This window comes from Psychrobacter sp. DD43, from assembly GCF_904846555.1.
GTDB classification, from domain to species: Bacteria; Pseudomonadota; Gammaproteobacteria; order Pseudomonadales; family Moraxellaceae; genus Psychrobacter; species Psychrobacter cryohalolentis.
The window spans coordinates 1-22,244 of the sequence record NZ_CAJHBE010000028.1; the positions used below are offsets into that span (position 1 = coordinate 1).

20 protein-coding genes and 2 pseudogenes are annotated in these 22,244 nt (G+C 41.9%); 16 read left to right on the forward strand and 6 right to left on the reverse strand.

Annotated features, from left to right (window positions below; all coding sequences use genetic code 11):
* The 4 genes and pseudogenes from JMX89_RS12160 to JMX89_RS12175 all read right to left on the reverse strand — a co-directional run.
* Positions 1–416: pseudogene (locus tag JMX89_RS12160) on the reverse strand (CHAP domain-containing protein); the annotation flags it as partial.
* Positions 417–1,228: 812 nt separating this feature from the next.
* A complete protein-coding gene (lgt, locus tag JMX89_RS12165; protein ID WP_011959981.1) occupies positions 1,229–2,113 on the reverse strand; it encodes a prolipoprotein diacylglyceryl transferase in 885 nt (294 codons plus the stop codon).
* Positions 2,114–2,296: 183 nt separating this feature from the next.
* The gene (locus JMX89_RS12170; protein ID WP_201532485.1) at positions 2,297–3,775 is read right to left on the reverse strand and encodes an ATP-binding protein; all 1,479 of its coding nucleotides are present in this window, start codon (positions 3,773–3,775) and stop codon (positions 2,297–2,299) included.
* Positions 3,765–4,511 (reverse strand): heavy metal response regulator transcription factor, encoded by a 747-nt coding sequence (locus JMX89_RS12175; protein WP_186475561.1) that lies wholly within the window; start codon positions 4,509–4,511, stop codon positions 3,765–3,767. The genes JMX89_RS12170 and JMX89_RS12175 overlap by 11 nt, the downstream gene beginning before the upstream one ends.
* 325 nt (positions 4,512–4,836) lie before the next feature.
* Between JMX89_RS12175 and JMX89_RS12180 the strand changes: the two genes are divergently transcribed.
* The 14 genes from JMX89_RS12180 to JMX89_RS12245 all read left to right on the forward strand — a co-directional run bounded on the left by JMX89_RS12180 (position 4,837) and on the right by JMX89_RS12245 (position 16,999).
* On the forward strand, positions 4,837–5,163 hold the full coding sequence (locus JMX89_RS12180; RefSeq protein ID WP_011959984.1) for a hypothetical protein: 327 nt from the start codon (positions 4,837–4,839) through the stop codon (positions 5,161–5,163).
* Between the two features lie 133 nt (positions 5,164–5,296).
* A complete protein-coding gene (locus JMX89_RS12185; protein ID WP_068037357.1) occupies positions 5,297–5,569 on the forward strand; it encodes a hypothetical protein in 273 nt (90 codons plus the stop codon).
* A 61-nt stretch (positions 5,570–5,630) separates the two neighbouring features.
* Complete coding sequence (locus JMX89_RS12190) at positions 5,631–6,251, forward strand: c-type cytochrome (RefSeq protein ID WP_201551689.1); 621 nt, start codon at positions 5,631–5,633, stop codon at positions 6,249–6,251.
* A 169-nt stretch (positions 6,252–6,420) separates the two neighbouring features.
* The gene (locus tag JMX89_RS12195; RefSeq protein ID WP_068037351.1) at positions 6,421–7,059 is read left to right on the forward strand and encodes a DUF411 domain-containing protein; all 639 of its coding nucleotides are present in this window, start codon (positions 6,421–6,423) and stop codon (positions 7,057–7,059) included.
* A gap of 67 nt (positions 7,060–7,126) precedes the next feature.
* Positions 7,127–8,824: a copper resistance system multicopper oxidase gene (locus tag JMX89_RS12200; RefSeq protein WP_201551691.1), complete on the forward strand. Its 1,698-nt coding sequence runs from the start codon at positions 7,127–7,129 to the stop codon at positions 8,822–8,824.
* A 31-nt stretch (positions 8,825–8,855) separates the two neighbouring features.
* On the forward strand, positions 8,856–10,010 hold the full coding sequence (locus tag JMX89_RS12205) for a copper resistance protein B (RefSeq protein ID WP_201551693.1): 1,155 nt from the start codon (positions 8,856–8,858) through the stop codon (positions 10,008–10,010).
* A 95-nt stretch (positions 10,011–10,105) separates the two neighbouring features.
* Complete coding sequence (locus JMX89_RS12210; protein WP_093068433.1) at positions 10,106–10,582, forward strand: DUF305 domain-containing protein; 477 nt, start codon at positions 10,106–10,108, stop codon at positions 10,580–10,582.
* A gap of 28 nt (positions 10,583–10,610) precedes the next feature.
* Positions 10,611–10,766: a hypothetical protein gene (locus JMX89_RS12215; protein ID WP_156770962.1), complete on the forward strand. Its 156-nt coding sequence runs from the start codon at positions 10,611–10,613 to the stop codon at positions 10,764–10,766.
* A gap of 138 nt (positions 10,767–10,904) precedes the next feature.
* Positions 10,905–13,523: a copper-transporting P-type ATPase gene (locus JMX89_RS12220; RefSeq protein WP_201551695.1), complete on the forward strand. Its 2,619-nt coding sequence runs from the start codon at positions 10,905–10,907 to the stop codon at positions 13,521–13,523.
* 80 nt (positions 13,524–13,603) lie between these two features.
* The gene (gene tatA, locus JMX89_RS12225) at positions 13,604–13,888 is read left to right on the forward strand and encodes a Sec-independent protein translocase subunit TatA (RefSeq protein WP_011959992.1); all 285 of its coding nucleotides are present in this window, start codon (positions 13,604–13,606) and stop codon (positions 13,886–13,888) included.
* Between the two features lie 55 nt (positions 13,889–13,943).
* A complete protein-coding gene (gene tatB / locus JMX89_RS12230) occupies positions 13,944–14,330 on the forward strand; it encodes a Sec-independent protein translocase protein TatB (protein WP_036599454.1) in 387 nt (128 codons plus the stop codon).
* Positions 14,327–15,196, forward strand: coding sequence for a twin-arginine translocase subunit TatC (gene tatC / locus JMX89_RS12235; RefSeq protein WP_011959994.1), 870 nt, complete (start codon positions 14,327–14,329; stop codon positions 15,194–15,196). The genes tatB and tatC overlap by 4 nt, the downstream gene beginning before the upstream one ends.
* Before the next feature lie 83 nt (positions 15,197–15,279).
* A complete protein-coding gene (locus JMX89_RS12240) occupies positions 15,280–16,569 on the forward strand; it encodes a hypothetical protein (protein WP_201551697.1) in 1,290 nt (429 codons plus the stop codon).
* 244 nt (positions 16,570–16,813) lie between these two features.
* Positions 16,814–16,999 carry a hypothetical protein gene (locus tag JMX89_RS12245; RefSeq protein ID WP_011959996.1) on the forward strand — a complete coding sequence of 62 codons (186 nt, stop codon included), beginning with the start codon at positions 16,814–16,816 and terminating at the stop codon, positions 16,997–16,999.
* Positions 17,000–17,025: 26 nt separating this feature from the next.
* Here JMX89_RS12245 and JMX89_RS12250 read toward each other — a convergent pair whose 3' ends face one another.
* Entirely contained in the window at positions 17,026–17,907 is an 882-nt protein-coding gene (locus tag JMX89_RS12250) for an IS982-like element IS1599 family transposase (protein ID WP_201532477.1), read from the reverse strand.
* A gap of 218 nt (positions 17,908–18,125) precedes the next feature.
* On the opposite strand from JMX89_RS12250, the pseudogene JMX89_RS12255 reads away from it, so the two are divergent.
* A pseudogene (locus JMX89_RS12255) lies at positions 18,126–19,350 on the forward strand (IS3 family transposase).
* Positions 19,351–19,490: 140 nt separating this feature from the next.
* Here the strand turns inward: JMX89_RS12255 and lnt are convergent.
* Entirely contained in the window at positions 19,491–21,059 is a 1,569-nt protein-coding gene (gene lnt, locus JMX89_RS12260; protein WP_077449698.1) for an apolipoprotein N-acyltransferase, read from the reverse strand.
* A gap of 239 nt (positions 21,060–21,298) precedes the next feature.
* Here lnt and JMX89_RS12265 point away from each other — a divergent pair, with 239 nt between their 5' ends.
* Entirely contained in the window at positions 21,299–21,943 is a 645-nt protein-coding gene (locus JMX89_RS12265; RefSeq protein WP_007394850.1) for a DUF411 domain-containing protein, read from the forward strand.
* Positions 21,944–22,244: the final 301 nt, after the last annotated feature.

Consider the following 22,244-nt stretch of genomic DNA (forward strand, 5'->3'; position numbering starts at 1 on the left):
TCATAACCAGCTGATTGTAGTGCTTTACGTACGTAACGGGCACAATATCCAGAGCTGCCAGATAAAGCCACTTTTGAGGCGCGAGCAGCAGCGATAGCGGGGGCTGAATTGCTGTCAGGAACCTTATTGACTTGCTGCTGTTGTTTTTCAGCGTATAAGCGGCTGTTTAATGATGAAAGCTGATTCTCTTTTTGTTGAGCCTGCGCACTTAAGTTGCTAATTGCTTGACTGATTTCATCATTGCTAGAAACATAAGTACCACTTTTGGTGCTATAAATATTTTTTGACGAACTGTAGTTTGATGCCGCAGAAATATTGGTTATATTATTACTTGTTTGAAAGGTCGTTACAGCAGCAGTACTCGTTTGTGCTATGCCCATACCCAGTACTGACAAAATCAATAAGGCCTGTTTCATAAATCTAATACCTACGGTTAATTCAAAATGGTCTGTTGCCCATAACAGAGCAGTCAATTAAATCTCAACAACTCAAGAATATACACATTGTGGTGACTAATAATTATGCTGCAAACCCTTATTCCATAGGCGGCCGGCATTATCAACGATTTCGCTAAAACCTTATAAATTTATTGGAAATCAAACTGTTAGCCAAAACACAAATCGGACTTTAGCATAGGCTGTAAAGCATGTCATCACTAATAAAAATCTGATAAAAGCTCTTTTTAAGCTTATAAAATGATAAAAAATACCTATTTTATAATGTAATTTCGTGTAACATTTATAGAATATAGCTGACCAACCTGACAACAATATCTCCTGTTTGATAAGCAGAAAAAAACGTTTGAGGATTAAATCCTTAATTTAGATTTAATCCTCAAACGTTTTTTTAGTGGGTGAAGTAATTATGCTATATAGGGTTTAACCAATTATTAAAATAATATACTAATTTATAGTGTCAATATGAATTTTAATTCGCTAAGGAACTATGTAATCTTACGTAATTGTTGCGATACATCATGTAGTTCCTTGTATTAATTTCTAAGAAATTGGTTATTTTAAAGACAGATAACATCTAAAATAGGTTACATTGACATAAAAAGTTACATATCCAAATTTATTTTTAGCTTTTGAAGTTCCACTATCTGATGAAAAAATTAGGTTTAGGAATAAAAATCCTTGTACTAACATAGGTATTAATTCTGCAAATGGAATGTATCTTGTTAGAACTGCATTTATATTTATTTGTTCATGCACCTCGACACTTATTTCTAATATGCAGACTGCTTACCCCAATCATAAATACCGCGTTTGTAAGCATAAATCAGCATGATTAAGCCGGCGATAATCATCGGCGCGCTTAAGATTTGCCCTTTGGTCATCCAACCTAATAATATGAATCCTTGGTCAGCATCTGGCTGGCGGAAGAATTCAATGATAAAGCGGCTGATGCCATAGCCTAGTAAGAATACAGCGGAGGCGGCCATACGTGGACGTGGTTTTGATGAATACCACCATAAGAATATAAATAGCAGCAGACCTTCGGCAAAGGCTTCATATAGCTGTGATGGATGACGAGGCAATATGTATTGACCATTGACTTCAATCATCAATTCTTGCAATTGTGGATTGCTCTGTAATTGCTCCATATCAAACGCCGCGGCTTGCGGAAAGTAGGTCAGCCAGTTATAGCCACCGTCTGAGACGCGACCCCATAATTCGCCATTGATATAGTTGCCGATACGCCCAAACAGTAAGCCGGTTGGTACACAAGGAACGATAAAATCGAATACTTGAAAGGTAGTCTTTTTATATTTACGGGCAAAGAACCACATACCTAGCATGACGCCGATAAAGCCGCCGTGGAAAGACATACCGCCTTCCCAGACTTTTAATATATAGGCAGGGTTTTGGAGTAATTCACCGAACTGATAAAACAGCACATAGCCAATACGACCGCCTAAGATGACACCAAGCGCGCCATAAAAGACTAAGTCAGAGACCATGTCGGTGGTCCAATTGTCGCGTTTGGTACTGCGATACCAAGCCAAACCGTAAGCGGCAGCAAAGGCTAGCAAATACATTAGCCCATACCAGTGCACTTCCAATGGACCCAAGGAAAGCGCTACGGGATCATACTGAGGATGAATCATCATAAAGGCACCATAATTATTGGTAATAGAATGTATGAAATAGGCTTATATAAGAAATTTTTTGTCCAACAATTGAAAAGTACAACTATCGCAAGTCAGAATCTCATCTTATGGATAGAGAGACCTTCCAAGTAAACTCGCCTTCGATCTAATCTGAGCGGTTCATAGACAGTATGAAGGTATTTACTACCTGGCAATCAACAACTTTACAGCAACCTCAAAAAGACACTCATCTTTGATAGTAATACTAACTTTGCCATTATGAGCATTGGCGATAGCTTGCACAATAGATAAGCCTAAGCCTAAGCCTGTTCCTGAATGCATCGTATTCGTTTTATCATGACGATAGAATCGCTCAAACAGTTTATCGGCTTCAATCTGATTTAATGGTTTGTCTAGACGGTTGGTCATAGTTATTCTTAACCAGAGCTGCTCTGGGGATTGAATATCGTCTTTTGGCGCATTAAGCGAGGTGCTTGAAGTGAGGACAGTAGCGGATATCATAATAGTGCTATTACTAGCCGCATAATAAATCGCATTTGACATCAGGTTGGCAAACAGCCGTTGCAATAAGCCTTTATCACCTAGTACTGTTTTAAAATCACCCGATTTTTCAAAGATTATCTCACGATCCTCAGCAATCATCTCATAATAATCTATAAGCTTTGTGATCAAGCTCTCTATATCGACATGACTGATTTGCGAATCACTCAGCTCTTTTTGAGTTTTTGCCAGTAATAACATATCGTTAATCATGGCGGATAACTGCTTTAACGTATCATGCTGATGATGCAATTGCTCAATGTATTCGTCGCTTTCTCTTGGCTTAGTTAACATGACTTGCGTTTGCGTACTCAGCGTCGCTATTGGCGTACGTAGCTCATGGGCGATATTGTCTGAAAACCGTGATAATGATTCAAAGTTACTTTCAAGCTTGACCATCATAGAATTATAAGACTCCGTTAGTGGACGTAATTCTAACGGCATATCGCCAACCACAATTCTTTCATCTAACCTTTGAAGATTAATGCCTTTCATCTTTTGTACGATAGTAGCTAGGGGAGCAAAACCCCAGTGTACACTTAGTGCTGCTACTGAAACCAATAATAAGGTAATGGCGATAAGTATCAAGCTCAGCTGGCGATTAAACTGGATAAGATATTGATGATGCACATCGATAGGTAGAGCAATAAATGCCAAAACCTCTTGATGTGTAATGATAATGGCTCGGTAATACCTATTATTTATCTTGATCATAAACTGCTGATCGCGATAGTCCTGCAATAGTTGTAACAAGCTAAAATCTGCCGGTAGATCATTGATGAAATTACTGGGATCGCTGGACAATAAATTGCCGTTTTTGTCTGATATTAACGTTTTTAAATCATAATCCAGCCAAGAAGAATGTAGATGATTGGCATCAATTAGCGCTTGCGACTTTGACACTGTAAAAGGTTCTATGTGATCGTTAAAATTCACCATGCGTTTACGCAGGTTAAAAGCTGCATGGGTAATAATCTCTGAGTCCATTTGCTCAAAGTGCTCGTTAACAGAGCGCTGAACCCATATATAAATAATAACTTGAGAGATAACAACAAATATTGTCAGTAAAAAAACAGTTCGCCATAACAGTGACCAACGCCGATTCTTAGATTTATGTCTCATTTGATGTCAGACTGTCTTTATTAATACTATCGTCGCCCATGCCACTATCCACGTCGACAGCCAGTGGCTCTAACTTGTAGCCCATTCCGCGTACCGTATGAATCAGCTTTATATCAAATCCATCATCAATTTTTATCCGCAAGCGCCTTATAGCCACGTCAATGACATTTGTATCACTGTCAAAATTTATGTCCCATACTTGTGAGGCAATCACAGTGCGTGGCAGTACCTCACCTTGACGTTCTAAGAAAAGTTGTAATAAAGCAAATTCTTTAGCAGTCAATTTTATGTTGGTATCGCCTCTATATACAGTGCGTTTAGCAATATCCATTTTCAGATCAGCTATGTGTATGACCGAGCTTTTATAATCAGATTGATTGGCACGGCGCAATAGGCTTTTTATTCTAACAATCAGTTCAGCAAAAGCAAAAGGCTTGGTCAGATAATCATCGCCACCAATTTCAATACCTTTGATCCGATCGCTTAAATCATCTTTAGCCGTTAAAAATAAAACTGGCGTATGCTTTCCAGCAGCTCGGTAGCGCTGTACCAACTCAAAGCCACTGACGTCAGGTAGCATGACATCCATCAAAACCACACTAAAATCTTCAGTCATTAACGCATGATAGCCATCTAAACCTGTCATGTGATGATCCACGATGAAACCGGCCTCAGTTAAGCCTTTCTTAATATATTCTCCAAGGTTTTTCTCATCTTCTACTAACAGTACTTTCATCGTTGCTTACCTTTATATCATTATAGTTGTCAACAGCGTATCACTAACATTGTTAGCTTATCAGCCATATATTTATCAGGAACCCTTGTTATAACAGTGTTCTTTGGATAGAGACAGATGCTGGTATTTGGTTTTAATGACAAGAAGATGACAATATTATGCTGTTCCTAACGAACATGTAATATCCGTGTCATCTAGCTGTCAGCCACCATTTAGTATTCTAAATCAACGCCGCATATTGGCTTGTCTCTGATACAGACTGCCTCTACGAGTAAAGCAATTATCCTACTTAAACAGTTTGTTATTTATCTTTAAAGGGTCTTATATGAAAAATTATAGTTCATTAAAAAAAGCAGCTTTGCTTTCAGTATCGATGTTAGTGGGCATGTCAGCGGCCAATGCGCATACCACAAACTTAGATGCTTCTGTTCTCGGTAATTGTGATGCGCTCACTAGTTTTGCAAGAAACGCAGATCATAATGATGCACAAATGTCCAAAGAGCAAAAGAAAAGTTATGTCGACGCCAGAGTGGCTTGTCAGGTTCAACATCAAGATCAACATTTGCAGTCTGAAAAGTATTTTGTAAAAAAATATGGTAGCGATCGTGATAGAAATGCTGAAGCCATATTAAATGAATATATCGCGCATTAGAATCTAAAGCAGTGAGAATGACAGAATTGTAATCTTAACGTCATCTGCCAGTCAGAATAAATGATGTATCATTTAGGCTGGTTTAACAGCTATTGAACTCAATAACCTTTAATCCAAATAATAGGAATTAATCATGTCACAATTTAAATTACTGTCTAAATCAATCGCAATGACGGTCATCGCTCTTGTCGTATCGACCTCAGCTATGGCGCATGATCCAAAATTGCATGCTAAAAAAGATCAAATGAACTGTGAAAAGTTGGAAAAGAATATGCAAATGATGCAAAAAATGGATCATAGCAAGATGGATATGAAAGATCCTGCTATGAAAGCAATGATGGCTAACATGGGTAAAATGAAGCAAATGTACCAAAAAAACTGTGTTACTAACGACAGTAAATCTTAAAAATTTTAGCTCTGCTAAATAGCAGTCAACACTTAACGAAAATAAAGTTTTAGGAAAACATATGAAATTTTTATTGGGTGCGCTCTTTACCGTATTTGTGGCAATCGTTGGCGTGTTTGCGGTTGTTACTAGTGGTGTTGTCAATGTGGGAGCTGACCAAGAGCATAGCCCAATGATGTTTAGCTTTTTGGAAACCGCTCGCAATCGTTCCATAGCAAATGCCAGTAAAGATATTGTGGTACCAGACTTAGAGAAGGTCGATATCATTTCTGGGGGCGCGGACTATAAGGATATGTGTGCAGGCTGTCACTTGTCTCCGGGAGTGGCACAAACTGACTTTAGTGAGGGCTTATATCCAAAGCCGCCCAACTTTACCAAGGCTGATATTGTCAAACGTTATCAAACAGAAGACGGTGCAAAGCAAGGCTTTTGGGCAATCAAGCACGGTATTATGGCATCTGGAATGCCTACGTGGGGTGCTTCTCATGACGACGCTAGAATGTGGGCAATGGTAGCCTTCATTAGATCGTTACCTGAATTAGATGAAGCTCAGTACACGATGCTAACCACTAGGATAGATGGCGATATGATGGACATGTCATTTGATGGTGATATGAATATGTCAGATGGTGGTGATATGGGTATGAATATGTCGGATGATGGATCTGGAATGCAGCATTAATACTTTCTAGATATGAAAGCCTCCTAACTCACGGTTGTCGCTATTATATTAATAATGCAGTACTGAACAGTGCTGCATTTAATGTTTTTAGTTAAGTACATAAGAATTAAATATAGGGTGTAAGTTTTTAGAATATCGAGCATAATAATAGACGTTTAGGAGTAATTTAATGAGACATTACACACATGTGCTTTCTAATGGACATAGCTGGTTATCCAGTCGTGTCCTTTTATTGGTGGTGACATCGTCACTCTCGTTAACGCTAGCCGCTTGCAGCCAATCTAATACCAGTGGCTCTGATTCTCAACCAGTAAAGGTTGAACAGTCTGCTACCCAGAATGCACAAGTACAAAATGAAAGTTCTGCTCCTACAAATGCTCCCGTTAACAGCTCGTCATCATTACTCAAAAACGTCTCAGCCACAGTTTATAAAGATGCCAACTGCGGCTGCTGCAAAGAATGGGTAGGCTATGCCGAAGGTCATGGTCTAAGCGCAACTGCGCAAGACGTTACAGATTTATCTTTATTTAAAGAGCGTTACGGTGTCCCGCAGCAAATGCGCTCTTGTCATACCACCGTCACTACTAATGGTTATGTTTTTGAAGGTCACGTTCCTGCTAAATACATGGCTGAATTCTTAGCAAATCCTCCTGCACAAGCTATTGGACTTGCCGTACCGAGTATGCCGGTTGGTAGCCCCGGTATGGAGTATGAAGGTAAATTCATGCCCTATAAAGTCATGCAATTGAACAAGGATGGCAGCACTCAAGTGTATGCTGCTATTGAGTCGCCAGCGCAGCAGATGTAGTTCTATTAATAAGTTATCAGATATATAAGTTCAACTCTCATTTCATGGATTAACTTAGGTCAATATTATGAATAAAAACAGATTTAACCGCAGGCGTTTTTTGACAGGGTCATCCACCTTGCTCGGCGCGTCGATGCTATCCACACTACCGACGATGGCTAATAGTGCTTTAACTAAAAGCCAAAATGTCGTAGTCAATAGTGATAGAGCCGATCACATTGTACCTATACTAACGGGTAATGAATTTGATCTTTATGTCAGTGAGAAGATGATAACGGTCAACGGCAAGTCAAGCATGGCAACGCTGATAAATGACTCACTGCCTGCGCCAACGCTTAAGATGCAAGAAGGCGATACGGTCACCATTCGAGTCCATAATCAGCTGAATGAGTCGACCTCTATTCACTGGCATGGCCTCTTAGTGCCGTTTGAGATGGATGGCGTACCGGGTATCAGCTTTGATGGTATTCCTGCGGGTAGCACCTTCACGTACAAATTTAAACTGATACAGTCAGGCACTTATTGGTATCACTCGCATACTGGCTTCCAAGAACAAACCGGTATGCGCGGGGCCATCGTCATTGAGCCGAAAGGGCGCGAACGCTATCCTATCGAGGAAGATCACGTTATCCTGCTTAGTGATTGGACGCATCGCGATCCGCATAATCTGCTAAAACTACTTAAGCAGCGTGCTGACTTTGATAATTATCATCTGCCAGACTTTAAAAAGCTATTGTCCGATATTGCCGCTACGGATCTTGAGGCGGCTTTTGATAAGCGCAAAACGTGGAATCAGGTGCGGATGATGCCGACAGACTTTACTGATTTATCTGGTGAGACCACGTTTACTTATCTTATGAATGGTAAAACCACAGCGGCTAACTGGACGCAACTTGTCAAGGCTGGACAGCCTGTCAAACTACGTTTTATTAATGGTTCAGCGCAGACGATATTTGATGTACGCATCCCCGGCCTAAAAATGAAAGTCGTCGCGACGGATGGGATTGATGTCAGTCCCGTCGATATCGATGATTTCCGTATTGGGGTGGCCGAGACTTATGATGTCATCGTGACGCCCACTAAAGACGCGCATACCATATTTGCTCAAAACATAGATCGGTCAGGCTATGTTGCGACAACGCTTGCTACCAAAAAAGGTGCTCGTCCTGCGATACCTGCTATGGACAAAATCGAATGGCTGACGATGGCCGACATGATGGGCGCCATGGGATCGAATGGCTATAACGCTAAACATGCCAAAACAGAATATGACTTTAAGTCCGATATGCGCGTTGATAGTCCGCGTATGAACCTTGATGACCCTGGTATTAATCTACGTAACATTGATAGAAAGGTTTTGAATTATAGTCAGTTGCGCTCTGTCGGCGATGAGATAATGGCAGAGCAGCGCAAACCCACCAGAGAGATTGAAATACATCTGACGGGAAACATGGAGCGCTATATTTGGGCTCTAGACGGGGTTATGTTCAAAGATGCCGCACCGGTCAATATTAAGCCGGGTGAGCGCGTACGTATTACCTTAGTCAATGACACCATGATGAATCATCCGATGCATTTGCATGGTATGTGGAGCGATCTGCGGATGCCTTCAGGTGAGTTTCAAGTACGTAAGCATACGATAATGGTACAGCCTGCACAAAAGATAAGCTTTGATGTCACCGGAGAAGCTGGCAGATGGGCATGGCATTGCCACTTGCTCTATCACATGGAAGCAGGGATGTTTAGAGAAGTTGCCGTTGTTTAAGCAAATCTTTGGTTGATAGGTGAGAGATGAGATGAAAATACATAAAGTAGGTTTACGGTTCGCCGGGGTATCATCATTGGTATTATTAGCATCATCATTTGCTAATGCTGCTGACCCGTCCACGGTTAAAAAAGACATGACTATGTCAGATATGGACCATAGTAGTATGGACATGTCGAACATGGATCATGGCAGTATGGACATGTCTGGTATGGATATGTCAGATATGGATCACAGCAGCATGGATATGTCGGGCAATATGTCAGGCGATATGTCAGATATGGACCATAGTGGCATGGATATGTCAGGCGATATGTCGGATATGGATCATAGTGGTATGGATATGTCAGGTGACATGTCAGATATGGATCATAGTGGCATGGATATGTCGGGCGATATGTCAGGTATGGATCATAGTGGCATGGATATGTCGGGCATGGATCATGGCAGTATGGACATGTCAGGAATGCAAGGTGGCGAAGCACCAGCCGATGCTCGAAGCCCTGACTACTCGAACGGTGTTCCCTATGGTCGCTTTGGTAAGCCTGTGATGATGGGTAGCTTACCGTTATGGGGTGTGTCAGTAGAAACTTTGGGCTATCAGTTTGAGAATGACCAAATCGATTTTGAGTTTGATACGTGGTACGGTACTGATAGTAATCGTGTCACTCTACGCAGTGAAGGTAGTGCTCAAACTAACGATGATAAAGAGATCGATAGTCTAAGCTCACTCGCTTATTGGAAGCCGCTCGGTATCCTCTGGAATGGAGAAGCGGGTATTGCTTATAATACTGAAAACGATAAGTCCGCAATCATGGCAGGCATTGCTGGTACGGCGCCGTACTTCGTTGAGACTGACGCAAGAGCTTATCTATATACTGATGGTCAAGTCCAGCTTGATCTTGGGGCAGCGTACGAGTGGCGCTTAGATCAGCGTTGGGTGGTCAGACCAGAGCTGGAGCTGACTGCCTTTAGTAAAGATGATACCGATAACGGTATTACTAAAGGCTTTAATGAGTTTGAAGCTGAAGTTAGGCTGGCTTATGAGACATTCAGTCGTCAGCTCGCGCCTTATGTTGGTTTCAGCTACGAGAGCGCCTTGGGTGATGCGCGAGACTTACGTCGTCAAGAGGACGAAGACGTTGATTCTAATAGTCTGACTGCTGGTGTGATGTTTTGGTTCTAGTGTTAACCATGTAAGTAACAACAGTTTATAACACTAGCTCTAAAAAAAGGCACCTCTTTATTTAGGTGCCTTTTTACTAAATTAAGGACAAGAATATGAATAACCATATGGATAATAAACAGAAGCAAATGAACCCTTATGTAAAGTTCACAATCATGATTTTAACATCCACAGTGGTGATGTTTATCATGATGTATTTTAACACCTATCAGTGGGATCATATTTACTTTAGTGAAACCCGAGCTTATATGGCGCTGTATATGGGCGCGGTAATGGCAATTATCATGCTCGCCTTTATGACCAATATGTATAAAAAAACCAAGATAAACTTGATGGTTTATGGGGTTAGCGTAGTTTTATTTGCCTTTGGTCTTTGGGGCGTACGCTCTCAGCAAACGGTCGATCAAGTGGATTGGATGCAGGCGATGATACCGCATCACTCGATTGCTATTTTGACCAGTTCGCGTGCTGATATCGAAGATCCACGTGTACGTCAGCTTGCTGATGACATTATCGAAGCACAAAAGCGTGAAATCGCTGAGATGCAAGCGCTTATTGAAGAGTTGGAGTGATCACAGTTTAGACTGAGGAGAAATCATAATGAATGGGTCAATGCATGGCATGATGAACGGCTCAATGATGTATGGCATGGGCTGGGTTATGATGCTTATCTGTTTGTTATTCACCCTACTATTTTTCGCAGTACTAGTACTAACAATCATGGCACTGCTCAAGTATTTGCGTGATAAAAACTAAATTCCAATTGAAAAGTATAGAAATTATTTTTTAGAGGTTTTTAGATTAATGATTAGATGAATAGCAATCGAGGATTGATGATAGTGCTTTAAGAGTTGTACTTATTATCAATATTTATTGTCTTCAAGGAGTGATTTTATGAAACATATTGCCGATGAAAAATCTATCAAAGGTGGTCAGTACGATAAAGTACCGGAAAATTATAGCGGTACGGTCTATATTTGTCCTATGCATCCAGAAGTAAGAGATGTTGAAAAAAGTGACTGCCCAATATGTGGCATGTTTCTTAAACCTGAAGACGAGGTTGCTGAATCCAACAGTAATGAGGGCAGTCATGCGCATTGTCATGGAGCGGATGCTAATAATAGTACTGAGTTAAAGTCTGTCGAAGGCAATAAGTACGACAAGATACCAGAAAATTATAACGGCACGATTTATATTTGTCCTATGCATCCAGAAGTAAGAGATGTTGAAAAAAGTGACTGCCCAATATGTGGCATGTTTCTTAAACCTGAAGACGAAGTTGCTAAAGATGATAGTCACGCTAGCTGTCATGGAAAGGATACTGATAGTAGCGGAGTAAAATCTGTTAAAGGCGGTAAATACGATAAAGTACCTGCTGATTACGATGGCACGGTATATACCTGTCCTATGCATCCTGAAGTGAGAGACGTTAGAAATAGCGGTTGTCCGATATGTGGTATGGCGCTTGAGCCCGAAACGCTTACTATCGGTGAAGAGGACACCTCAGAGCTTGACGACATGACTCGTCGTTTTTGGATATGTACCGTGTTGACTGTACCGCTATTAATATATGTGATGAGCGGTATGTTTGACTTAAACGTAGTTAATTTTAGTCAGTATGGTATCTCTTCAAAGATCTTACAATGGGCTGAGTTAGTGCTCGCGACCCCTGTAGTGCTTTGGGGCGCCGCCCCGTTTTTCGTCCGTGGCTGGCAGTCTATAAAAAGCCGCAATCTAAATATGTTTACCTTGATTGCGATAGGCGTAGGCGCTGCTTATATTTTTAGTATTGTCGCGACCTTTTTCCCCGATGTTTTCCCAGACAGTTTCAGAGATGCCTCTGGTCAAGTCGGAGTCTACTATGAAGCGGCAGCGGTCATTGTGACCTTGGTGCTACTGGGTCAAGTATTAGAGCTCAAAGCTAGAAGTCAAACTTCAGGTGCGATTAGAGCTTTGCTTGAGCTCGCACCACCAACCGCAAGACGTGTCGATGAAAACGGTGAAGAAGTCGAAGTCTCGCTTGATGAGGTCGTCACTGGCGATAAGCTACGGGTTAAACCAGGTGAGAAACTACCCGTAGATGGTACAGTGATCGATGGTAATAGTAATGTTGATGAATCAATGGTGACGGGTGAGCCAATCCCTGTATCAAAAGTAGCAGGAGATACAGTGACTGGTGGTACGGTAAATGGCACCGGAACGCTATTGGTCGAAGCGGTCAATGTTGGAGCAGATTCAGTATTATCTAAAATTGTACAAATGGTTGCTGAAGCCCAGCGTAGCCGCGCACCTATACAGAAATTGGTAGATCAAGTGGCGGGTTGGTTCGTACCTATTGTTATTGTCACCTCTATCATAACCTTTATTGTCTGGGCGATATTCGGCCCTGAGCCCGCTATGACCTATGCTTTGGTTAACGCGATTGCGGTACTGATTATTGCTTGTCCTTGTGCCCTTGGTCTAGCGACGCCGATGTCCATTATGGTTGGTACCGGCAAAGGCGCGCAAAACGGCGTCCTCATCAAAAATGCTGAAGCGTTAGAGAGTATGGAAAAAGTCGATACCATTGTTGTCGACAAGACCGGAACACTGACCGCTGGTAAGCCCGAGCTTACCGCAATTGATGCGCAGGTAGGTCAAGATGAAGACGAGTTCCTCGCATTGGTAGCCTCAGTAGAAAGCGCTAGCGAGCATCCTTTAGCAGAAGCTATCGTTAGAGCAGCTCAAGAAAGATCACTCATTATTCCTAAAGCTACTGACTTTAATTCGACTACTGGCGAAGGCGTACAAGCCGTGGTCGATGGTAAGAAAGTCGCTATTGGTAACTCTAAGCTTATGGAAAGCCTAAATAGTTTTGATAATGAGCTGTCCACTAAAGCTGATGTCCGTAGAAAAGACGGTGAAACGGTAATGTTTGTGGCTATAGACGGTAAAGCTGCTGGTATTATTTCAGTTGCTGACCCTATTAAACCAAGCACTAAAGAGGCTATTTCACTGCTTCATGACGCAGGTTTAAAAGTTGTGATGCTAACCGGTGACAACGAAAAAACTGCTCAGGCAGTCGCTAATAAATTAGGTATTGATGAAGTTCATGCGGATGTTTCACCAGAGGATAAAAACCGTATCGTCAAAGAAATGCAAGACAGCGGTAAATTGGTCGCTATGGCGGGTGATGGTATCAACGACGCACCAGCGCTAGCGCAAGCTAATGTTGGTATCGCTATGGGAACCGGTACCGATGTGGCGATGGAGAGTGCGGGCATTACCCTGCTAAAAGGTGATTTAATGGGCATTGCCAAAGCTTATAAGCTTAGCCACGCCACCATGCGCAATATCAGACAGAATCTGTTTTTTGCCTTTATCTACAATGCACTTGGTGTTCCTATTGCCGCAGGTGTGCTCTATCCCATATTTGGGCTTCTGCTCAGTCCGATGATAGCAGCGGCAGCGATGAGCTTGTCGTCATTCTCGGTGATTGCTAACGCGCTGCGATTGCGCCGTTTGAAACTATAATTCTGGTACGGTAAAAAGTGTTCTAAAGCACACTGACACATACTGGTCTAAACAAGATCACAAAATATAAGGATACCGTTATGGGCAGCTTTTCTATTACACATTGGCTGATTTTATTGGTCGTAGTGGTGGTCGTATTTGGTACTGCCAAGCTTAAAAATGCAGGTAAAGATTTAGGCGGTGCGGTGAAGGGTTTTAAAGAAGCGGTCAAAGATGAAGAACCCGAGAATGCTCGCAAAAATCATGTGCTTAGCCATGAAAATAGTACGCCAGCTGCAAGTAATGATTTAAATACGCGTGTAGGTAATCAGGCTGATGATATGGAAATCAGCCCTATTTCCACTGATGACCAGCCTAAAGTATGAAGCGCGCCGCTTATAAATAGCGGCACTAAGTAGTCTATTAATATATGTGACTGTTATGTTTGATATTGGGTTTTCCGAATTACTCTTGTTTGGCGTCATTGCTTTAATCGTATTGGGCCCAGAAAAACTGCCGCAAGCCGCACGTACCGCTGGGCAATGGTATGCCAAACTGCGCCGTACAGTATCCACTCTACAATCTGAAATAGAAGCTGAGCTTGATCTAGCTGAAACACGTCAACAAATGCAAAATGAACTTGCGAAAATCCGTCAGACCGAGTCGGATATGAAGCGCGAATTAGCAGAAATGCGTGGCAGTATGCAAAAGTTTGAGCAGTCACAGAACCAAAGCCTAGACGCTTCACATCAGTCAATCACCCCTTATGATAAAGACCATCAACAGAATACTACCTCCTCGTTCATTAAACAGGAGGCGGATCAGTGAGCCTATTTAAACGGCAAAAAAGTCGACAAGAAAAAATAACAGATATAGAGTTTGAGGCGCCAACAGATACAACACAGAATAGTGAGTCTGGAGATACGTTAGGTACGCTTGGCGATATGCCTATTACCGGACATTTAATCGAGCTGCGTACGCACTTAATAAGAATATGCGTGGTCGTCTTAATTATATTCTTAGTATTGGTGGGATTTTCACGCGAGCTTTATAATCTTTTATCAGACCCATTAGTGGCGCAGTTACCCATCAATTCGACCATGATTGCCACTGATATAACGTCAAACTTTATGGCACCCATTCGCTTAACGATATTCGTCGCCGCATTTTTAGCAATGCCTTATATCCTGTATCAAATTTGGTCATTTGTAGCTTCCGGCTTATATAAAAAAGAGAAGAAAATTGCCATTCCTGTACTGCTATCTTCGATATTTCTATTTTATGCTGGTGTTGCTTTTTCCTACTTTGTCGTACTCAAAGGGGTATTGAAATTTTTTATTATGTTCGCTCCGCAGAACGTTATACCAATGACCGATATTGACAGTTATCTGAGCTTTGCCCTCAAGCTATTTATGGTGTTTGGACTGACTTTTGAGATTCCAGTGGTTACCTTATTGCTGATAATGGCCGGAATCGTTTCTACTCAAATTTTAGAAGATAAGCGTCGTTATATCATAGTCGGCTGTTTTGGGATCGCCGCGGTAGTGACACCGCCTGATGGTGTATCAATGCTGTTGTTGGCGATTCCTATGTGGCTATTATTTGAGCTGGGTTTACTCTTAGCAAAGATATTAATTAAAAATGAACGAAATAATGATTTAGTCTCAGGGAATGAAACATTAGAAAGTAGCTAGCACTACTTAAACACGCCAAGAACCTTTTTTACTTTTTACTAGAGTATGTCAGCGTGAGTACTCTACTTAGCGACGGACTCTAAATGGAACACCCAACTAATAACAACGAAAAAAATGACGGTCTTGCAAATCGACTTAACCAAGAGTGCTACTGCATTACCCTTGATCGTAAAGCGCTTAATACAAGCCTTCAAGATCAATTGGTAGAAACTAGAAACAATCCAATAGGAGCGAACGAGCTTAATAAGCTTTTTTCAACAACACCCGTGTTCGTTCCCAAAACAGAGATAGAGGCGATGGAGCGAATCGTCAGGGCTATCGAGTCAGCTGCCGAACTGCCATTGTATCAAGAGCAAGTGCTGTCGTGGGCACCAGAAATAGCTGCTTTCGACCCAGGCCCAATAGGGGCCCTCATGGGTTATGACTTTCACTTGGGTAGCGATAGACCTCAGCTCATCGAGGTCAATACTAATGCCGGTGGCGCATTTCTGAATGTGTTGCTCGCTCGCGCACAAAAACGCTGTTGCAACCCCTCAGAGCAAAGCGCTGCAACCAATCAAATGCTAGGTAGGTTCGAGGAAGCAGTGTTTGACATGTTCAAACAGGAGTGGCAGCGACAGTCCGCTGTTGCTATGCCCAATCGGATAGCCATTGTGGACAATGACCCCGAGAGTCAGTTCATGTTCTTAGAGTTTGAGTTAGCCTGTCAACTGCTCCAAGCTAGAGGTATTGATACTGTGATACTTGATCCCTCTGAACTCGAGTATATCGACGGTACGTTAACAGCCCATGGCCAGAAAATCGATATGATTTACAATCGGCTTGTCGACTTTGCATTTGAGGACCCTGACCATGTATTGCTTAAGCAGGCTTATTTAGAGGGTGCTGTGGTAGTGACACCCAATCCCCGCGTACATGCTATGTTGGCCAATAAGCAAAACCTGACATTGCTATCAGACTCCCAAATATTGCGCTCTTGGGGTCTGGATGAGGCTGCAGTGGAGTGCCTCGAAAGGTCTGTACCGAGGACTAAGATTGTATCAAGAGACGATGCAGCAGAGTTGTGGCTTACTCGGCGGCAACTGTTTTTTAAGCCAGTTGCTGGTCATGGAAGCAAAGGCGTTTATCGCGGTAGCAAACTGACTCGACGCGTCTTCGAAAACATTCTGGATGAAGATTATATCGCACAGACCTTTGTCCCTGCAGGAGAGAGATCACTCAAAATTGATGACATCGTAACAACAAGAAAGGTAGATATACGTCTTTATACGTATGGCGGAAAACTGTTACTACCTGCTGCGCGTGTGTATCAAGGTCAGGTGACTAACTTCCGTACGCCAGGCGGTGGATTCGCGCCTGTCTTTCAGGTGTGATCGTCTAGGTCTTATTTAGATGGCATTAGGCTGTTATAAGTCCGGTTAACTAATTCAATATTCTTCTTACCTAACAAAAGATGGTTGTATATTTATGATTGTCTATTACTTTCGGCACGCTTTTCAAAACACTTCGAAAACAATTGGAGCTAGAGATAGCAGTAAATTTCAATAGTTTCCAATAATAAAAATCCAACCGTTACAGTGAGCTTAAATCATATTAGAGTAAACAGGGTTAGACCGTATGTTAATCACAGAATTGGGTTATTTTGCCTTGCTAGCCGCCTTAATCTTGGCGATTTTGCAGGTGGTATTACCAACGATAGGCGTTATGCGTGACCATGTTGCTTGGCAGCGTTTGGCACCGAGTTTGGCATGGGCGCAGTTTGCCGCCAAACGTTTACCTATTAGTAACCCCAGTTCGGGATAAGCCACATTGTAACTCATTGATACTATTTACAATGTCGCTACCTGTCCCTGCTGAGGCATGTTTTTGATGGTGGGCTTATAGGGAAACCAGCAATAAGCAATCAAACCCGACAGCAAGTTTGTGATAAACCCCGTCACACTACGATGGCGTGAGTGTTCGATTTGGCACAAGTTTTTAAGCTCTCCAAACACCGTTTCAACCAAAGAGCGATGATTGAGTAGTGCCTCATCCATAGGCTCAAGTAATTGGGGTTTCATATTACGCCGAAGTTTGGTTATCAACGTAGTATCACTGTGTTTTGTGAGCCACTCGTTTAGGGCTTTACTAATATAGCCTCTATCCCCAAACACCTTGCCAAACACAGGTGTTGCCATATCCTTAACAGGCACTCTGTCATCCGTATTACCCGCAGTGACTTTAACAGATACAAGCTCGCCCTTATGATTGATAATGGCGTGCAGCTTAAAGCCATAGAACCAGCCCATGCTGCTTTTGCCTCGGGTTGCAAGTCCTTCAAAGACTTTATGACGGTAGATACGTTTGTTATGACAAACTGCTATCTTGGTTGAATCAATATAGCTGATACCCGTACAGTCGCCCATCATGCTTTGCAAGTAGCTGCACAGTGGTATGATACTGCGCGGCACAAGCTCTATAAATCGCGAGTAGCTCGGCAGATTTGGAAACTCCCGTTTCATCATGCCAAGCATGTGATGGTAGTAAAACGCCTTAAACTGTCGATAACGTAATTGATGAAACAGTATCAAGATGGTCATAATCTCTGCTACACTTATCTGGCATGCTCTTAACCTTTGGTGTCCCGTTGCGATTAAATGAGCGTCAAACTCAGGTTTGAATTGCTGATAAAAGTCGTCAATATGGCAGTATAGTTCGGTTAGGTTGTCCATGTAAGAAGTCCTTGTTGTGAAGTTTGTCTTGGTAAACTTACTTTAGCAACTTCGGACTTCTTTTTTTATCTTTTTTTTGAGCCCTTATCCCGAACTGGGGTTATATTATATACAACATACTACAATATACTATTAAGGGATACAAAATCATGGTGAGCTATGCTGAAGAAACCGTAGAGATAAACTTGGTAAACTAAGCGTATTGACAGGAGTTTACCATGACCAAGAAAGTAAGAACCTACAGTGACGAATTTAAAGCCGAGGCCGTCAAGAAGATATCAGACAATAATGGCAATATCTCAGCCACTGCAAAGCAGCTTGGCATTGCCATGCAAACGCTATCAAATTGGCATAACAAAGCCAATCAAGGCAAGCTTGTCGGCACAAAGCAATACGATCCTGATCTTATGAGTGCTCTTCAAGAAATAAAGCAGCTCAAGCGGCAGCTCAAAGTGGCTGAAGAGGAACGCGAAATACTAAATGAGGAGGGATAAAGCGAAGCACTGCTTCGCCCCGACGCAAGGGGAGAGCTATGCTCGAGTTGGCGACGGCGTACTTCGCGAGAAACAGCTAGTCAGGTACGCCTTTATCAAAGACAACCAGTTCCTCTTTCGCATCACCACTATGTGCCGTGTGTTAAGGGTTAAGCCATCAAGCTATTACGACTGGCTAAGTCGTGATCTCAGCGACCAACAGATACATCGCAACCAGTCTGAATTACTGGTTAAAGCGGCTCACAATGAAACGAAAGAACGTTATGGCGCAGATCGACTGCATGCTCATCTAAGCGAGCAAGGCCATAACATTAGCCTGTATATGGTAAGAAGCATCAAAGAGCAACACGGCATTAAATGTCGTCGTCATAAGCGCTTTAAAGTCACCACCGACTCCAATCACAACAAGCTGGTCTATCCAAACGTACTGGATCAGAAGTTTGATGCTAAGCGCCCTAACGAGTCGTGGGTCAGCGACATCACCTATATCTGGACGAATGAGGGTTGGCTGTACTTAGCAGGGGTCAAAGACTTATACACCAAAGAGCTTGTCGGTTACGCTATTAACAAGCGTATGACCGCAGATTTAGTTTGCAAAGCACTAAATATGGCCATCAAGAATAAACGTCCAAGCAAAGGGCTAATCGTTCATTCAGACAGAGGCAGTCAGTATTGCAGTCACGCCTACCACAAGACCATTAAGCAGCATCAATTTATAGGCTCAATGAGCGGCAAAGGCAACTGTTTCGATAACGCTCCGATAGAAAGCTTCTGGGGCACATTAAAGAATGAGCTGGTATATCATCAAGACTATAAAACAAGGTTCACAGCCATCAATGATATTATCAGTTATATCGAGCTGTACTACAATCAGACGAGGATTCAAAAGGGTTTGGGCTATCAATCGCCAAGACAGGTGTGGTTTGATTATTATCGTCAGGCTGCGTAATTAAAATCTCCCAAGTTTATGTATACGGATTTGACGGCAGGGGTCAATAGTTTAAAACTTTTATATTTACGTGCGTTAGGACGTTACCTAGAAAAAATAAAAAACTTACACTGATTAAATTATTATGATTAAGTTTACTATTACCCTCGTCTTCTAAGTGTGGTTAGACCTTTGCCAAAATAGCTTAGTAGTAATAACAAGGTTATTATTATCAAGATAGGATAATTTCCCATAAGCATAAAGGGCGTGTTACCAACCCGTGCCTGTATCTCACCACGTAGTACAGTACGCTCAAACTGCGGTGCGCGTTTTACAATACGACCTTTATGGTTAATGATAGCGGTAACACCAGTATTGGTCGCTCGAATAAACCAGCGCCCGTTCTCAAGCGCGCGCATTTGTACCATTTGCAAATGTTGCAATGGTCCTGCTGAAGTGCCAAACCAGGCATCGTTAGAGACGGTCAACAAAAATTCAGTATCGATGGCATTTTTACGCGTGGTATCTGGATAAGCTACCTCATAACAGATAGCCGTCCCTATATTGTGTCCACGCACCTTTAGAGGTGACTGCTGATCACTACCACGACTATAGTTCTTAATATCCTGACTACCGGCCAAACTTGGGAAAATATCGAGCACGCCTTCAAATGGAATATACTCTCCAAAAGGCACTAGACGCTGCTTCTTGTATAGGCCTTCCGCTTCTACACCTCGAGCAATCACGCTATTGTAAAATGGGGGATACTTATCCGTACTGGCATTGAATGCCGCTTTATCCTTATAAGGGATACCAGTTATCCATGTCGTATTGGTCGCATTAGCCATTTCTATCATTTCACTAATAAAGCCCGCAGCCTCATCCTGAAACATAGGAATAGATGATTCAGGCCACACCACAACATCACGTCCCCACTCAGTGCGTGTTAACTTCGCATAAATCTTTAGCGTTTCTACTTGATACTTAGTCAGCCACTTTATATCTTGTGAAATATTACCTTGAATCAATGACACTGACAGATCAGGTGTGCCCTTAGGTTTTGTCCATTGCGGATTGACCAGCCATAATGATGTGCTAATGGCTAATAACAGTACAGAAACGATGGCATAACTACTGCGCCGAAGCAGTAGCTCTACTAAACTTGCAGCCAATAGTATGGCAACAAAAGAGACGGAAAAAACACCAGCAACGGGTGCTAAGGACGATAACCAATACTCTTCAGTAAATGCATAACCAACAAACAGCCACGGAAAGCCTGTGAATAACCAAGTTTTTAACCATTCTTGTAGCACCCAAAGAGCAGCAAATGAAAAGGGTTGTTTGCCTACCATACGGTTAAAGACTAGTGCTAACAATCCATGAAATAGTCCCATACCGAGACCCATCAATGCAATCATAATCAATGCGAGCCACGTTGGTGTATCGCTATAATCATGGATAGCAGTATAGAGCCAAAAGCCGCCGACGCACCATAGCCCCATACCGTAAGCTTCACCGATAATAAAAGCGCGACGACCACTCATACTTGTCACCAACAGCGCATATAAAATCGCTGGTGATACTATTGCTAGCGGCCAAAACCCATAAGGCGCTAGCGAAAATAAAAAAATAGCTCCTGCAAGCCATGCTGCTACTAGCGTAAGCGATAGCGGTAATTGATTTAAGTGAGTACTCAAACGCTTTTGTAGATTAATAGTAGACAGGCGCATCGCAAATTATCCAAAATTATGAGCCTTGAATTTTTAATCAAAATCCAAAACTTAGATAGAGCCGTTAATACTACAGGCAGTATTTTAAAATAAAAACTGCTTATGATACCAGCCTGCACTGCTCAATGGATGAATTTATGTACTCCGTTTAATGGGTTATTATGCTACATTACCAAACGATATGAAGTGTTACTTGATCTTCTATAGCTCACAATACCTACAGTACATGAGAAAGCACTATGCCCCCCTTAAAAATAAAATCCAGTCTTATATGCAATCGTTATCTGTCTAAGGGGTTGCGTAGTACGTTATTATTACTGGCTGCCTCATCACTATTTGCTTGTAGCCAACCGAGTAGTGGCGTATCTGATGCAAGCACAACATCGGCATCAACTGAAGATGTTTTGGCTGTTCCAAAGACAGCTGAACCAAACGTTATAAATAATTCTATGATGACATCAGTAAGTAAACCAGACTTACTAAAAAACGTATCAGCCACTGTCTATAAAGATGCCAATTGCGGCTGCTGTAAAGAATGGATAAGTCATGCAGAAGATAATGGTCTAAGTGCAACCGCGCAAGATGTTGCGGACTTAGCCGTATTTAAAGAGCGCTACAGCGTTCCAAATGAAATGCGTTCTTGCCATACTGTAGTCACTACGGATGGTTACGTCTTTGAAGGTCATGTACCCGCTAAATATATGGCGCAGTTTTTAGAAAATCCGCCAGTACAAGCTATGGGTCTTGCCGTACCTGGCATGCCTATTGGTAGCCCAGGTATGGAGTATCAAAATAAATTCATGCCCTATCAGGTTATGCAGCTCAATAAAGACGGGACAACCCAAGTTTATGCTGATATTGAATCGGTAGAGCAGCAATTATAGTGTGTTAGCAGTTAAGAATACTTTGATTATAGTGTTAGCGTTAAAAGTAAATGAGGTAGGTATAAGACTGTTCTATTGCTTATAAAATGATTCTTCATCAAAAAATTCATTAGCTATTGCGACTTTAAAATTAAAAATAACTTTGAATTTGTAACTTTTGATGACAATGTAAGCGAATTTATCGGTTATTAACCCTTAAAATAGATAAATGACTAAGGGTTAATACAAGAATATACAGGATGTATCGAAACAATTACGTAATATTACATAAGCTAGTAGGGAATTAGCATCTATATTAATA